Genomic DNA, 14,286 nt, shown 5'->3' on the forward strand with positions numbered 1-14,286 from the left:
CGAGGTAAGCCGTAACCGGCTCACCTGGAAGTTTCCTACATGATCAGGCAGCAGCCTTGAAACGCTCGCGGTCGTGAGGGCGGGTGAAATCCAGCGCAGGCCCGACAGGGACAATCCTGGTCGGATTCACACTCTCATGTGAACCGTAGTAGTGCTGCTTGATCGTTGTCATGTCGACCGTGTCTGCAACACCCGGGACCTGATAAAGCTCCCGCAGGTAGTTCGACAGGTTCGGATAGTCGTCGATCCTGCGGATATTGCATTTGAAATGCCCGACATAGACCGCGTCGAAGCGCACCAGCGTCGTGAACAGTCGCCAGTCGGCTTCCGTCAGCTGGTCTCCGACCAGGTAGCGCTGACGGGACAGGCGATCTTCCAGCTCGTCCAGTGCCTTGAACAGTTCCGTGACGGCTTCTTCATAGGCTTCCTGTGTGGTCGCGAAACCGGACTTGTAAACACCGTTGTTGACTGCGTGATAGACGCGCTCGTTGATACTGTCGATTTCGGTGCGCAAGGCAGTCGGATAGAAATCAAGGTGTGAGCCGGTCAGGTCGTTGAACGCCGAGTTGAACATCCGGATGATCTCGGAGGACTCGTTGCTCACGATCGTGTTCTGGTGCTTGTCCCAGAGGATCGGCACGGTCGCACGGCCGCTGTAGTGCGGGTCGGCCTTGGTGTAGACGTGCCAGGCGTATTTCGCGCCGGTCAGCGGATCTATCTCCGGAAACTCCCAGCCGTTCTCCAGCATGAGCGGCTGTACGGCGGAGACGGAAATCAGGTCTTCCAGTTTCTTGAGCTTTCGGAATACCAGCGTGCGATGCGCCCAGGGGCAGGCATAGGAAACGAACAGATGATAGCGATCCGCTTCAGCCTTGAAGCCACCGTTGCCCGTGGGGCCGGCAGTGCCGTCCGCCGTGATCCAGTTCCGAAACGCCGCGTCCTTGCGGACGAAGCGTCCACCGGTGGATTTCGTGTCGTACCATTTGTCTTTCCAGACGCCGTCGACCAGCAGTCCCATGATGCGCTCCCTTGTTGTGCTTCGTCTGGTTAGGTTGTGCACACAGGCGGAAAATCAATCAATTGAATGCTCTGTTCCGGCTCGGTGAACAATCAGCGGACCGTTGAGAAGGGACAAAAAAGGCTGGACCGAAGCAGCCATTGCGTGGTAACCGCTTCTCCTCTTTCTGGAAATATCGGCTTTCGAACACGCTGATATCGCAACGAGACTGGGATAAATGACCGCAGGTCTTACGCTTCGACGACGAACCAGCCGACGAGATAACTCTCGTCCGCACCGTCGCGGCTGACCTGATCCTGGATCTTCCTTACGTTTTATCCAGGCACTGGCAGGCGCGCATTTCTCCAAAGACTGCATGCTTGCTGGAACCAGCCAAATGAAACAGACCACATGGGTCATCCGGCCCGAAGACGCGACCGACACTTCCGCAATTGACGATCTGCAGGCCGAAGCTTTCGGCCCAGGCCGGTTCGCGCGAACCGCTTTCCGGATCCGCGAAGGCGTCCCGCACCGTCCGGATGTTTCTTTCGTCGGCCTGGCGGGTGAGCAGGTGGCAGGGTCAATCAGACTGACACCGATCAGGATTGGCGAGAGTGACGCCCTGCTGCTCGGTCCATTGACCGTATCTCCCGACTTCAAGAACCGGGGTCTCGGCAAGGCGCTCATGCGTACGGCGATGGAAGCGGCGGCTGCGGCCGGAGACAAGGTCGTGCTGCTGGTCGGCGATGCGCCTTACTACAGCCCCTTCGGCTTTCAGCAGGTTCCGTTCGGACGCATTACGTTGCCCGGGCCCGTCGACCCGGCGCGGCTCCTCGTCGCGCTGTTGAATGACGGCGACATTCCGAGCGGAATGGTGCACGGCGGAGCCTCTGCTGCGGTCGCTTCCTGAGGTTGTTTCTGCCTGACGCGGGGCGGGGTGACGGTGGGTGTGGCCCATCCTTCGAGACGGCCTGAAGGCCTCCTCAGGATGAGGAAGAGAATATTGATAGGCCGGTAGCTTCCCTTCGACCTCATCCTGAGGAAGGCCGAAGGCCTGTCTCGAAGGATGGGCCCCAAATACAACAGATCGGTTCGTACTTAGCTCAAGCGGATTGCCGACCGCCGCGAGGGTGGTCGGCGCAAAAGCTACCGCCCTTCGCGATACCAGGTCAGGGACAGGGCACCCAGCAGAAGCGCAAGACCAAGCAGTCCGATCATCAGCGGATAGCGGTCGATGCCGTTGAGGACGCTCGCCTCAGTGGCCTTCAGCCCCAGCCAGCCATTGCCGGCGTAGCTCGCTGACGGACGCATTGAAACAATGCGCGGGACGGTCAAGTCTCCGCCGACATCCCGCAAGCGCTCAGACGCTCCACCCGTCGCTTCGCTGAGCGGGGCCAATGGCTCGGTGGTGGACAGAACGTCGGTATATTCACGCGGGTTCTGGGGCCCAACGTGGATCAGCGCACTCATGTCGCCTTCGGTGATCGAGAACAACCCGGTTTCACCGGCAGGCATGCCGCCACGCCACAGGCCTGGTTCCTGTTCGGTCAGAACGATCTGCGACCGGTCGCCTGTCGGCGAGACGACCGTGACTTCCCCGACGGTCTCGCCCAGGGTCTGGCGTTCGATGACCAGTTCCGGTCCGCGCATGGATACATTCAGCGCTTCTTCTTCCAGATCCGGCTCCTTCATCAGCCAGTGGGCCAGACGGCGCAGCAGCGGAACATGCGGACCACCGCCTTCATAACCACGTGCCCAGAGCCAGACGTGATCGGACAGCAGCATGGCCACTCGGCCTTCGCCTTCGCGGTTGAGAACCAGTAGCGGCGTGTCGCTCGGGCCGGACATCAGCGTCTGGCCGGCGTCGAGTTCGGTGTCGACGATGCGGAACCAGCGGCTCCATGCGGGCGGGTCCTGTTCGGATCCGGGCAGCCCACGGGTGACCGGGTGGCGCTTGCCGAGGTCGGCGAGGGTGGCGTGGTAGGGTTGTTCGAGAATAGTGCCGGTCGGACGGGCCGGAAGGATCGGCGCCAGTGGCGTGCGGTAAAGGCTGCCACCTTCGGCGTAATCAGGACCGCCAGCCAGCAGCATTGCACCGCCATCGCGCACATAGCGGGCGATATTGTCGAAATACAGCATCGGCAGAACGCCGCGGCGCACGTAGCGGTCGAAGATGATCAGGTCGAATTCGTCAATCTTCACCGAGAAGAGTTCCCGGGTCGGGAAAGCGATCAGCGAAAGCTGGTTGATCGGCGTTCCGTCCTGTTTTTCCGGCGGGCGCAAGATGGTGAAGTGAACCAGATCCACCGAGGCATCGGACTTCAGAAGGTTGCGCCAGGTGCGTTCACCGGCATGCGGTGACCCGGAAACAAGCAACACACGCAGATTCTCGCGGATGCCGTCGATGGTCACAACGGCCCGGTTGTTGAGCGTCGTGAGTTCGTCGGTCAGCGGCTCGGCGTCGAATTCGAAGATATTGTTGCCGCCATGGGCGATCTCAACCGGAATGTCGATCTTCTCGCCTGTCCGGGCCGTGCGTTCGGTGACGACATCGCCATCGCGTTTGACGGTCAGGCGCACCTGGTCGCCAGGTCCCGTGCCACGGCCCTGGTCGACGACAGTCAGGCTGACGATCTGCTCTGAATCGACCAGGCCGAACCGTGGGGCCTTGTCGAGTACGATGCGCCGGTCCCGTTCATCAACCGTACCGGTGATAAGGCCATGAACCGGGGCGTCGAAACCCAGGGCGCCTGCGTTGCCGGGGATGTCGTGGATCTGGCCGTCGGTCACGATGATCGCACCACCAACCCGATCCGGCGGAACGTCTGCAAGACCGTTTGCCAGGGTCTGGAACGCCTCGGTGCCATCGCCCGAACCGGAGTTGCGCGCTTCCAGAACGCGCAGGTCAAAGCCATCAAGGGCACCGATGCGGCGGGTCAGTTCTTCCACGGCCTCATCGGTTGTCGACTGGCGATCGGAGAGGCGTTGGCTCTGGCTCTTGTCGACGACAAGAGCAACGACGCTTGAGAGCGGTTCCCTGTCTTCCCGCTCAACAGCGGGATTGGCCAGCGCCAGCAACAGCAAGGCCATTGTCAGGGTGCGCAGCAACCAGCCACGCAAATTCAGAAAGCCGGAAAAGGCGGTGAGAAGAACAGCGATAACGCCGCCTGCCACAAGGGCCCAGAGCGGAACGAGGGGATCGAAGGCGAGTGACCAGACCATCTAGTCTCCTATTGTCCCAAACGCTCAAGCAGAGCGGGAATGTGCACCTGATCGGCCTTGTAGTTGCCGGTCAGGCTGTACATGACGATGTTGACCCCGGAACGGAACGCGTAGTCCCGCTGCATGGGATTGTTGGGCACCGTCGGATACATGAACTCACCTGCCTCGGTGATTGCCCAGGCAGCGGCAAAATCGTTGCCGGTAATGAGGATCGGTGACACGCCGTCACCCGCCCGCACCGGCCGGTCGCCCCTGGCTGCAACTTCTTCCAGGCTTTCCACCCAGAGCGGGCTGGTCGCATACCGTCCCGGGAACGAATCCAGCAGGTAGAAAGCCTTCGTCAAAACGTGATCGGGCGGCACCGGCTCAAGCGGGGGAACGTCCAGGTCTTCCAGGATTTCACGCAGCTTCAGCGTTGCCGGCGTCGAGGCAAAGCCGTTGGCCGAGGCATTGATGTGATCGCGCGTGTCGAACAGGATCGTTCCGCCGTTGCGCATGAAAGTGTCTATGCGGGCAATTGTCTGATCGTTCGGTTTGTCGGCAGCCGCATCGATTGGCCAGTAGAGCAGGGAATAGAACGCAAGTTCGTCGCGTTCGATGTCGATGGCAATCGGTGCCCCAGGTTCAAGCGCAGTGCGTTCCGACAGGAATTGGGTCAGTCCCGAAAGCCCCGCGGAGCTGGCATCGTCGATCTCTGGATTGCCCGTCAGCACATAGGCCAGGCGGGTTTCCAGGGTCGATTCCAAGGCCAGAAGATCATCCGAGCTTGATTGCGCCCTGGCTTGATCAATGCCGGCAGGGGCAAGGAGGCCTGCACCGAAAGCCAGAACAAGAGCGGTGGCGGCGGTGCGGCTGCGCAAGCCGAGACGGCTCAGGCCACCGGCCAGCAGGAAGACGGCAATTGTATCGAGGATCATCAGCAGGAAAGCCAGCGTGAAGAACAGGGCTCTCAGATCAAAGGGATCGGAGGTCGGGTAGGCAGTTTGCACGGTTCGGTCGCCCAGCGCCGAGAGGTCGAGCGGCAGGAGCTCATCGTCCCGCTGCATCAGATTGAGCGCACGGAAGCCGTCTTCCGTGCCGTAAAGACCGGGAGGTGTTCTGCGGCTTGCTTCCGCATCCCGAAAAACGGACGCATTTACAGGCGTGACTTCTACCGGCGGCGGACCGAAACGGCCATAACCGTCCAGCAGGCGCAAGGGCGGCAACACGCTCGTTGCCGGCGTGCCATCTTCGGCGGTTTCAGAGGCGGCGGCCACGTTCGAGACCGACAGGATCCGCCGCAGCATGTTCAGGAAGACGCCAGACAGCGGCAGGTTCGACCAGGAGGAATCCGCTGTGACGTGGAACAGCACCATCGACCCCGCACCGATCGGAGCCGCCGTCACAAGGGGAGTGCCGTCTTCGAGCATGGCCCAGGTGCGTTCAGGCAGATCCGATGTCGGCTCGGCCAGTACCTGCCGGGTCACAGTAACTTCCTGTGGGACCCGCAAGCCCGCGAAGGGCGATCCTTCCGGAAAGTCTGCCAGATGTTGTGGCTGTTTCCAGCTGAGTGAACCACCAAGGGACCGGTCACCTGCGCGCAAACGCACGGGAATGAGATCGTCACTGCCACCCGCGGTCCGCGGGCCGGCGAAGCGGACAAGCGTGCCGCCGTTTTCAATCCAGTCGCGAAGCGTCTCGGTCGTCGATTCAGGCAACCGGCCGACGTCGGCCAGAACCAGCACGGAAATGCCCTGTTCGATCAGCGAAGGTACAGCGTCGGCAATATCCGCATCGCGCGGGCGGCGTATGTCCGAGAAGGGCGCAAGGGCGCGCTCCAGATAATAAAGGGGCGACAGCAGCGGCTGATCCAGATCGCCCGACTGGCCTGAAATCAGTCCAACCGTGCGTCGGCGCCAGCTGTCATCCACCAGTTGGACGGCGCCCGCGGCGGCCTCACCGGTGACTTCGACCCGGGCAATGTCGTTGCGCAATTCGCTTGGCAGTTCGAAGCGCGCCTGTGTTTCGGTCGCGCCAGCGTCAAAATTTGCTTGCACTTCGCCAAGGACAAGGCCCTTCAGATCGAGAGCCTGAAGTGTTGCGGACCCCAGTCTCTGGTCCGGGTGGCGCACAACGGTCAACGACAGGGCGTCGGCGTCGTTGTTGAGGTCCTTCAATCCCATGGGCGTGTCCAGACCTGTCAGGACCGTTATCGGAGCCGTGCCGGAAATCTGTGCGAGATCGGTTAGAAACGAACCTTTGGTGCTGGTGTTGTCCGATAGCCAGATCACGGCACCGGGCGGTGTCTCCTGGGCTGCCTTGCGCAGGCCGATGCTGAGTTCGGCGCGCTGCGGCGGATAGGGACGCGGTTCAAGTGCGCGCAGTTTTTCCAGAGCCGTTGTTGCTGCCTCCGGTGTGAAACTCTGGCCGGGGCCTTCGGCGGAGGCTGCAAACAGGATTGGCTGACCGCTCTGTTCTGCTTCGCTCAGGATCTGCTCGGCTGCATTGACCTGCGCGGTCCATCCCTTTGCGGATGTCCAGCCGTTGTCAACCAGAACCCAAAGGACACCTTCGCCGGTTTCAAGCGGTTCGCTGGAGCGCCAGATCGGTCCGGCCAGGGCAATGATGAGGATGGCTGCCATCAGCAGGCGGAGCAGTGTCAGCCACCAGGGGCTGCGCTGCGGTGTTTCCTCATGCTGATCGATGCCGATCAGCAGCCGGGTCGGCGGGAACCGGATTTCGCGAGGGCGCGGCGGTGTCAGGCGCAACAGCCACCAGATAACCGGCAGCAATGCCAGCGCGGTCAGGATCCAGGGGGCGGTGAATGTCAGAGGCAATCCTGCGAACACGGGTCAGATGCCTCCTTTTGGCAGTACGTCCAGCGCACCGGACAGGGCACTGTGAAGCACGAGCAAAGGTTCGGATGCCGGACGGTCGGTGTGGTGCAGGACATATGTCCAGCCGGCACGCCTTGCGATGTCACGAATTTCCGCGCGGTGGGCTTCCAGCCGGTTGCGGTAATCCTCGCGCCATTTTTCCGCGCGTCCGGCGGTCAACCGAAACCCCTTTTCCGGATCGGTGAATTCGACCCTGCCGTCAAACGGGAAGGTTTCCTCGATCGGATCGAGGACCTGAACCAGGTGACCACGCGCACCCGTGCTGGCAACACGGGCAACCCATGCCGCGACTTCCTCGATCGGGTCCAGGAAATCGGACACCAGAACCACATCGGCAAACCGTTGCACGGCGGTGGTGTCCGGATAGGCGATCGGTTTGGAAAGATGGGTAAGTGCATCGGCAAGGCGTTCAGCGGCGCGCCGGTCGGAAAAGGCTCTGGTCAGGCCGGGCAGTCCGATCCGTTCACCTGTTTCAGCCAGCATGTCGGCAAGTGCAAGCATCAGCACAATGGCGCGGTCGCGCTTGGCGACGCCTGCAAGGCGGGAGCGGAAGACCATGGAGGGCGAAAGATCTGCCCAGAGCCAGACCGTGTGCGCGGCCTCCCATTCGCGTTCGCGAACATAAAGATGATCATCGCGTGCGGAACGGCGCCAGTCGATGCGCTTTGCCGGTTCACCCATGTTGAACGGGCGGAACTGCCAGAAGCTTTCCCCCGGGCCCGCACGCCGACGGCCATGCCAGCCGGCGATGATGGAACTGGCAACATGGCTTGCCTCGACCAGCAGATCCGGCAGGGCATCGGCGACCGACCGGGCTTCGCCGATGACGTTCGGCCAGGTATCGGCATCAATGCCTGTCTGGTTGCTGCCCTGCGTACTGCTCGAATCCATGCGGTCGGCTTCCTGGCTGGTTAAGGGGGGGGATCAGGAGATCAGTTCCTTGACCCGTCGAATGACGTCGCGAACGGTGTGACCGTCGGCTCTGGCTGCGAACGTCAGCGCCATGCGATGCTGAAGGACCGGTTCGGCTAGAGCCAAGACGTCATCGACGGAAGGTGCGAGACGCCCGTCGACAAGCGCGCGTGCCCTGACGGTCAGCATCAGTGCCTGGCTGGCACGCGGTCCCGGGCCCCAGGCGATCAGGTTGGTGAGATCGGAAGGTGCGGAGCTGTTGTCCGGGCGTGCGGAGCGCACAAGCGTCAGGATTGCTTCAACAACGGATTCGCCTACCGGCATGCGACGAACGAGCTGCTGGTATTCCATCAGTTCTTCCGCTCGCATGGCTACCTGGGCCTTGGCCTGATCGGCACCGGTGGTTTCCAGCAAGATCCGGCGTTCGGCTTCAAGATCCGGGTAATGCACGTCGATCTGCATCAGGAACCGGTCGAGCTGGGCTTCCGGCAGCGGGTAGGTGCCTTCCTGTTCGAGCGGGTTCTGCGTGGCAAGCACGTGGAAGGGGCGCGGCAGGTCATGCGGGTGCCCGGCGACGGTCACATGATACTCCTGCATGGCCTGCAGAAGCGCCGACTGGGTGCGCGGGCTAGCACGGTTGATTTCGTCAGCCATCAGCAACTGAGAAAAAACCGGACCGGGAATAAAGCGGAACGAGCGGCTGCCGTCGGCACCCTGTTCCATCACTTCGGCACCGAGAATGTCGGACGGCATCAGGTCTGGCGTGAACTGGATGCGCCGGGCGTCGAGGCCCAGAACGGTGCCGAGCGTTTCCACCAGCTTGGTCTTGGCAAGGCCGGGCACACCGACAAGAAGGCCGTGGCCGCCAGCCAATATGGTGACGAGCGACTGCTCCACCACATTTTCCTGACCGAAGATGATCCGGGCGATATCGACCTTGGCATCGCTGATCCGGTTGACGGCGCGTTCGGCTTGTTCGGCGACGGCGGCGAGATCTTCTTCGCTTGGGCTGGAGGGAGAAATAACGCTCATGGATCACCTTTCCCGCAATCTGCGTTTCGACTGCCTGTCCGGCCCTGGGGCTAACAACACCCCCGACCTTTGTTGCTGCGACTCAAGCAGTCTGACACCATATAAATCAGTAGATAAGGCGCAATTGTGCGCCATACAGTGGAAAGGTCCAAGAATCTTTCCTCACTTTGGGGAAAAGGTCGGGCCTGCGGGAAGCCGGGAGCAGGCGAAGAAGATCCGGGCGGTAGCGGAATTGTCAAAAATTCCGGTACCTTGATGAAGACGACAAGGGCGAAACATCCATGGCGGAGGCAACCGCAAAAACGGACGGGGCACTGCCCGAAGGTTTAAAGGCACTGATGAGCCGGGCGGACACAGGCGGCAAGGGACCACCTCCGGTCGAGAAGTGGAATCCGCCGTTTTGCGGGGATCTGGACATCCGCATTGCCCGAGATGGCACGTGGTATTATCTCGGTTCGCCGATTGGCCGCATGCCTCTGGTGAAGCTGTTTGCCTCTGTGCTGCGCAAGGACGAGGACGGCCGGCATTATCTGGTCACGCCAGTCGAGAAGATCGGGATCACCGTGGAGGATGCCCCGCTTCTGGCCGTCGAGATGGCGGTGGAAGGCGAGGCGGAAGAGCAGCAGCTCACGCTGCGGACAAATCTCGGTGATCTGGTCGCCGTTGGTGCGGACCATCCTCTTCGATTTGAAAAAGAACCGGACAGCGACGGTTTGAAACCCTATGTTCACGTCAGAGGGCGCCTGGAGGCCTTGTTCACCAGAGCGCTGATGTATCAACTGGCGGATCTTATGGAAGAGCAGGAAACAGATGACGGCACCCGGATGGGGGTCTGGAGCGGTGGCCGGTTCTTTTCGGTAGATCCCGCCTTCCTGAGCGTTCAGGACTGACCGAATGAACTGTTTCGTACGACCGGAAACCCCGATTGCATGACTGCATTCCTGACCAAACCACCTGCGGATTCCGCACACTGGACCTCCCTGTTCAGGACGCGGCTGGATGATGCGGCGCTTCGCGACATCGAACGCGAGACCGGTGACCACATTCTCAATCCGGACCTTGGTCCCTATGCGAAGTGGGACGGTCCACCGCGCGATGCGGCAGTTCTCATCGGTATCGTGGAACGCAGCGACGGGCCCAATGTGGTGTTGACGCAGCGAACCGGTCACCTGAAATCCCATGCCGGACAGGTTGCCCTTCCCGGAGGCAAGATCGATCCGACTGACAATGGACCTGTTGAAGCAGCGCTGCGGGAGGCAGACGAGGAAATCGGCCTTGCTCCGGAGCGCGTCGAGTTGATCGGCAATCTTGCGCCCTATCTCACCGGTTCGGGATACCGGGTTATTCCGGTGGTTGGCACCATTCAAGACGGCGCTGCCTTCCGGCCCAATCCCGGCGAAGTCGAGAGCGTCTTCGAAGTGCCATTGGGCTTTTTGATGGATCCCGCGAACCATCAGAAACTCAGCCGCGAGTGGCAGGGAAAACGCCGCTACTTCTACGCAATGCCCTTCGGAGAACGTTATATCTGGGGCGTCACCGCGGGCATTATCCGCTCCTTGTACGAAACGGTCTACCGCTGATGGTTCGTGTGTTCATACTGCATCTGTTACTTTTCCTTCTTCCTTTCATCACCTACGGACTCTGGCTGTGGCTGAGCAAGCGCAACACCGAGCCTGGCCGCTGGTCTGCCAAGCCGATGGCGTGGCTCACGCTGGTGGGCCTCGTTCTGGTCATTACCGGCCTGGTCGGCATGGCATCCTTCGATCACGCACCGGATGGGGCCAATTGGCGGCCATCGGAAATGCGCGATGGGGTGTTTGTTCCGGGCCGGTACGAATAAAGCGATGACAACGACTGCCGATCAGATCCTGCAACAGGCGGACTGGCTGAAAACACCGGGTATTCAGGCGGTGTTTGCGGCGATCGAGCAAGACGGCGACGAAGCCCGCGTTGTCGGTGGAGCCGTGCGCAATACGTTACTCGGTCACCCTGTTCCAGATGTCGATATCGCGACGACTGCCTCGCCCCAAACAGTGATGGAACGCACGCTGGCCGCGGGCTTGAAGCCGGTTGGAACGGGCATTGATCACGGTACGGTGACGGTGGTCAGCAACGGTTATCCCTACGAGGTCACGACGCTGCGGGAGGACGTGGAAACCTTCGGCCGTCAGGCCCGTGTCGTTTTCGGCAGGAACTGGACGCGCGACGCGGAACGTCGCGACTTCACTCTCAACGCGCTCTATGTCGACTGCGATGGCCGATTGCACGATCCGCTTGGTGGACTGGACGATTGTCTGAACCGGCGTGTGCGTTTCATTGGGGAGCCGGACAAGCGCATACAGGAAGACTACCTGCGCATCCTCCGTTTCTTCCGGATCTACGCGGCCTACGGGGCCGGAGAGATGGATGCGGACGGGCTCGGGGCCTGCCTGCGCCAGCGGGACGGCTTGCGGCATCTGTCCGCAGAACGTATCGGCCACGAGATGCGGCGGCTGCTTCGCGCGCCTCTGGCAGGATCCGCACTGAAAATGATGAACGATTGCGGCCTTTGGGAAATCGCGACGGGCGGCCTTGCCCGCATCGACGATTACCTGGCACTGCGCAGCCTGGAAGCCACCGCAAGTGATGTGACCGATCCGGAGCTCGGGCTGGTGGTGCTTGCCGGTTTCGTGCGCGAGGACGTGGAGCGCGTTAGTGACCGGCTTCGGCTGTCGAATGCCGAAAGGGACCGGATGCGGACCGCCTGGGCGGCGATGAAATGTCTTCGCCAGGCCGATGGTCTGCCCGAAGCCGAGCACTTGGTGTATCAGTTCGGCCGTCAGGGCGCTATCGACGGCCTTTTGGGGCGCTGGGCCGGGTTGCGTGCGCAAGGATCAGATCCAACGGAGATCTTTGGCGGGCTGCTGGAGCGGTTGCGGGAGGTTGCCGTGCCTGAATTCCCGGTCAAAGGCGCAGATCTGATTGCAGCCGGGCACTCACCCGGGCGCGCGTTGGGGGATAGCCTCAAGGCTCTAGAGGCCGATTGGCGCGACAGTGGCTTCTCGCTCTCCAAACAGGATTTGCTGACGCGGGCAGGTGCTGCGACTTAATGAAATCTTATTGAGATTGCGTCACATCGTGATGGTGATTTCCTGTTGGTCGGGTTTTCCGGTTAACTTGTCGTGAGAAGGCGTGTGCGGAATACAATGAGGCGATGAATGGAAATTGTCCTGATCTCAGACGGCCCGCTTCCACTCGATTCTCCGGTCAGAAAACTTCCGTTCTTCTTTCCTGCGCGCCTGATCGACATGTCCAAGGTGTCTGCGAAGACGGTCGGCGATGGCCGTGTCGCTGTCGTGGAGTTGCTGGACGCGACTGATGCGGGGCTGACCGCGCTCAAGAAATCCTGGGCCAGCATTGCGGAAATCCCGGTGATCTGCCTGGTGTCCAAGAAGAACCGGCGTGAAGTGATCCAGGCGGCAGCGCTCGGCAAGACCGACATCATGGAGCGTGACACGCCACTGGCAATTCTGGTGCGCAAACTCAAGGCAATCATTCCCGACGACCCGCTTGCCAACGTTCCAACGGGACTTCCGGCGAAGACACTTGAGGCCTACAGGAAAGGCAACTCCTTCCTGGAAAGCATCGCGCTGTCTGCAACGGAAGGATCCAACATCCAGATCAGCCTGATGAACGAGGGGGCGGCGGAGATCCTGTCGTCGCTGTCACTTGACGGTCTCTCACCCTGGCTGGAAGCCGTGCAATCTCACCACAGTGGAACCTATTGTCATTCCCTGATGGTGGCCGGTCTCGCCGGGGCTTTTGCGAAGCATCTCGGCTGGAGCAAGGCGGATTGCCAGGAAGTGATAGCCGGCGGTCTGCTGCATGACATCGGCAAGATGCGCATCCCTCTGACCATCCTGGACAAGGCCAACAAGCTGACGGACGCCGAGCGCGCCATTATCGACAAACATCCGATGTTCGGTCGCGAGATTCTGAAACCGCGGCTCGAAGTGTCGGTCGACATCAAGAAGATGGCCATCCAGCATCACGAGTTTCTGGATGGATCAGGCTATCCCGATGGGCTGAAGGGAGACAGGATCTCGCCAAAAGTCCGCCTGATGACCATTTGCGACATATTCACAGCGCTTACCGAGACCCGGTCCTACAAGGACGGTATGCCGGTTCGCGCTGCCATTGGCGTCATGCTGGAGATGGGCAAGAAACTCGATCAGGTCATGCTGAAGCAATTCGCCCAGATGGTCCTCGATCGGGATTTCGGTGAAGTCAGCCGGCAGCCTCAGAAGGTGAAAGGCACCTCGGCCTTCTGAGCTAGGGCCATTTTACCACGGGGGGCATGGACGAGAGGATCGAGGCAACGTTGCCGCCGGTCTTCAGTCCGAAAATCGTCCCGCGGTCGTAAAGCAGATTGTACTCCACGTAGCGGCCCCTGCGGACCAGCTGTTCCTCGCGCTCCATGTCGTTCCACGGCTTCTGGAAATTGCGGCGGACGAGTTCCGGATAGATGTTCAAGAAGGCCAGGCCGACATCCCTGGTGAAGGCAAAATCGTCTTCCCAGGTTCCGCTGTTGAGGTAATCGTAGAAGATGCCGCCGATGCCGCGCGCTTCGTTGCGATGTTTCAGGAAGAAATAGTCGTCACACCAGGCCTTGTAGGCGTCATAGTCGGCAACATCATGTGCGTTGCAGGCAGCGCACATGGCTTCGTGAAAGGCAACGGTATCGGGGTCGTCCTGCGTTCGCCGTGCGTCCAGCACCGGCGTCAGATCTGCGCCGCCACCGAACCACTGACGGGTGGTGACCACCATGCGGGTGTTCATGTGAACGGCGGGGACATGCGGGTTCTGCGGGTGAGCGATCAGGCTGATGCCGGAGGCCCAGAAGCGCGGATCCTCGTTGGCACCGGGGATCTGACCGCGAAATTCGGGCGAGAATTCACCGTGTACGGTGGAAATATGGACGCCGACCTTCTCGAAAACGCGGCCATGCATCATGGACATGACACCGCCGCCGCCCTTTGCCCCGGTGCTGTCGGTGCGCTCCCAGGGCGTGCGTTCGAAGCGCCCGGCCGGCTGGTCGGCCAGCGGACCGGCGAGATCGCCGATCTCGTCCTCGAGGTCTTCAAAAGCCTTGCAGATACGGTCTCGCAACTCCTTGAACCAGGCCGGTGCGGTTGCCTTCTTGTCCTCGATGCCGTCCGGGATGGGACCGCCGCGGTTTTCAGGTGTGGGTGCGTTCATGTGACTGCC

At 61.1% G+C, this 14,286-nt stretch carries 12 protein-coding genes; 6 read left to right on the forward strand and 6 right to left on the reverse strand.

Translation table 11 applies throughout. The annotated features are described in order from the left end of the window. Positions 1 to 43: 43 nt before the first annotated feature. A complete protein-coding gene (locus tag FIU93_RS12615; protein WP_077292098.1) occupies positions 44 to 1,018 on the reverse strand; it encodes a glutathione S-transferase family protein in 975 nt (324 codons plus the stop codon). 376 nt (positions 1,019 to 1,394) lie between these two features. Between FIU93_RS12615 and FIU93_RS12620 the strand changes: the two genes are divergently transcribed. Next, the gene (locus FIU93_RS12620; protein ID WP_152505754.1) at positions 1,395 to 1,907 is read left to right on the forward strand and encodes an N-acetyltransferase; all 513 of its coding nucleotides are present in this window, start codon (positions 1,395 to 1,397) and stop codon (positions 1,905 to 1,907) included. A gap of 236 nt (positions 1,908 to 2,143) precedes the next feature. Here FIU93_RS12620 and FIU93_RS12625 read toward each other — a convergent pair whose 3' ends face one another. The 4 genes from FIU93_RS12625 to FIU93_RS12640 are packed head-to-tail and all read right to left on the reverse strand — an operon-like array spanning position 2,144 to position 9,039. Next, the gene (locus FIU93_RS12625) at positions 2,144 to 4,219 is read right to left on the reverse strand and encodes a hypothetical protein (protein WP_152505755.1); all 2,076 of its coding nucleotides are present in this window, start codon (positions 4,217 to 4,219) and stop codon (positions 2,144 to 2,146) included. An 8-nt stretch (positions 4,220 to 4,227) separates the two neighbouring features. Continuing rightward, entirely contained in the window at positions 4,228 to 7,047 is a 2,820-nt protein-coding gene (locus FIU93_RS12630; protein ID WP_075282473.1) for a DUF4159 domain-containing protein, read from the reverse strand. A gap of 3 nt (positions 7,048 to 7,050) precedes the next feature. Next, entirely contained in the window at positions 7,051 to 7,986 is a 936-nt protein-coding gene (locus FIU93_RS12635; protein WP_022998137.1) for a DUF58 domain-containing protein, read from the reverse strand. A 33-nt stretch (positions 7,987 to 8,019) separates the two neighbouring features. Continuing rightward, entirely contained in the window at positions 8,020 to 9,039 is a 1,020-nt protein-coding gene (locus tag FIU93_RS12640; RefSeq protein ID WP_152505756.1) for a MoxR family ATPase, read from the reverse strand. A 281-nt stretch (positions 9,040 to 9,320) separates the two neighbouring features. Here FIU93_RS12640 and FIU93_RS12645 point away from each other — a divergent pair, with 281 nt between their 5' ends. The 5 genes from FIU93_RS12645 (at position 9,321) to FIU93_RS12665 (ending at position 13,349) form a co-directional block, all read left to right on the forward strand. Beyond that, positions 9,321 to 9,929 (forward strand): DUF1285 domain-containing protein, encoded by a 609-nt coding sequence (locus FIU93_RS12645; protein WP_062487595.1) that lies wholly within the window; start codon positions 9,321 to 9,323, stop codon positions 9,927 to 9,929. A gap of 39 nt (positions 9,930 to 9,968) precedes the next feature. Further along, positions 9,969 to 10,619: a CoA pyrophosphatase gene (locus FIU93_RS12650; RefSeq protein ID WP_022998134.1), complete on the forward strand. Its 651-nt coding sequence runs from the start codon at positions 9,969 to 9,971 to the stop codon at positions 10,617 to 10,619. After that, the gene (locus FIU93_RS12655) at positions 10,619 to 10,879 is read left to right on the forward strand and encodes a DUF6111 family protein (protein ID WP_055655939.1); all 261 of its coding nucleotides are present in this window, start codon (positions 10,619 to 10,621) and stop codon (positions 10,877 to 10,879) included. The genes FIU93_RS12650 and FIU93_RS12655 overlap by 1 nt, the downstream gene beginning before the upstream one ends. Positions 10,880 to 10,883: 4 nt before the next feature. Next, complete coding sequence (locus tag FIU93_RS12660) at positions 10,884 to 12,128, forward strand: CCA tRNA nucleotidyltransferase (RefSeq protein WP_152505757.1); 1,245 nt, start codon at positions 10,884 to 10,886, stop codon at positions 12,126 to 12,128. A gap of 108 nt (positions 12,129 to 12,236) precedes the next feature. Further along, a complete protein-coding gene (locus tag FIU93_RS12665) occupies positions 12,237 to 13,349 on the forward strand; it encodes an HD domain-containing phosphohydrolase (RefSeq protein WP_152505758.1) in 1,113 nt (370 codons plus the stop codon). Position 13,350: 1 nt separating this feature from the next. Here the strand turns inward: FIU93_RS12665 and hemF are convergent, their stop codons facing one another. Next, the gene (gene hemF, locus FIU93_RS12670; RefSeq protein WP_152505759.1) at positions 13,351 to 14,277 is read right to left on the reverse strand and encodes an oxygen-dependent coproporphyrinogen oxidase; all 927 of its coding nucleotides are present in this window, start codon (positions 14,275 to 14,277) and stop codon (positions 13,351 to 13,353) included. Positions 14,278 to 14,286 lie beyond the last annotated feature (9 nt).

This window comes from Labrenzia sp. THAF35 (assembly GCF_009363595.1).
Lineage (GTDB): Bacteria > Pseudomonadota > Alphaproteobacteria > Rhizobiales > Stappiaceae > Roseibium > Roseibium algicola.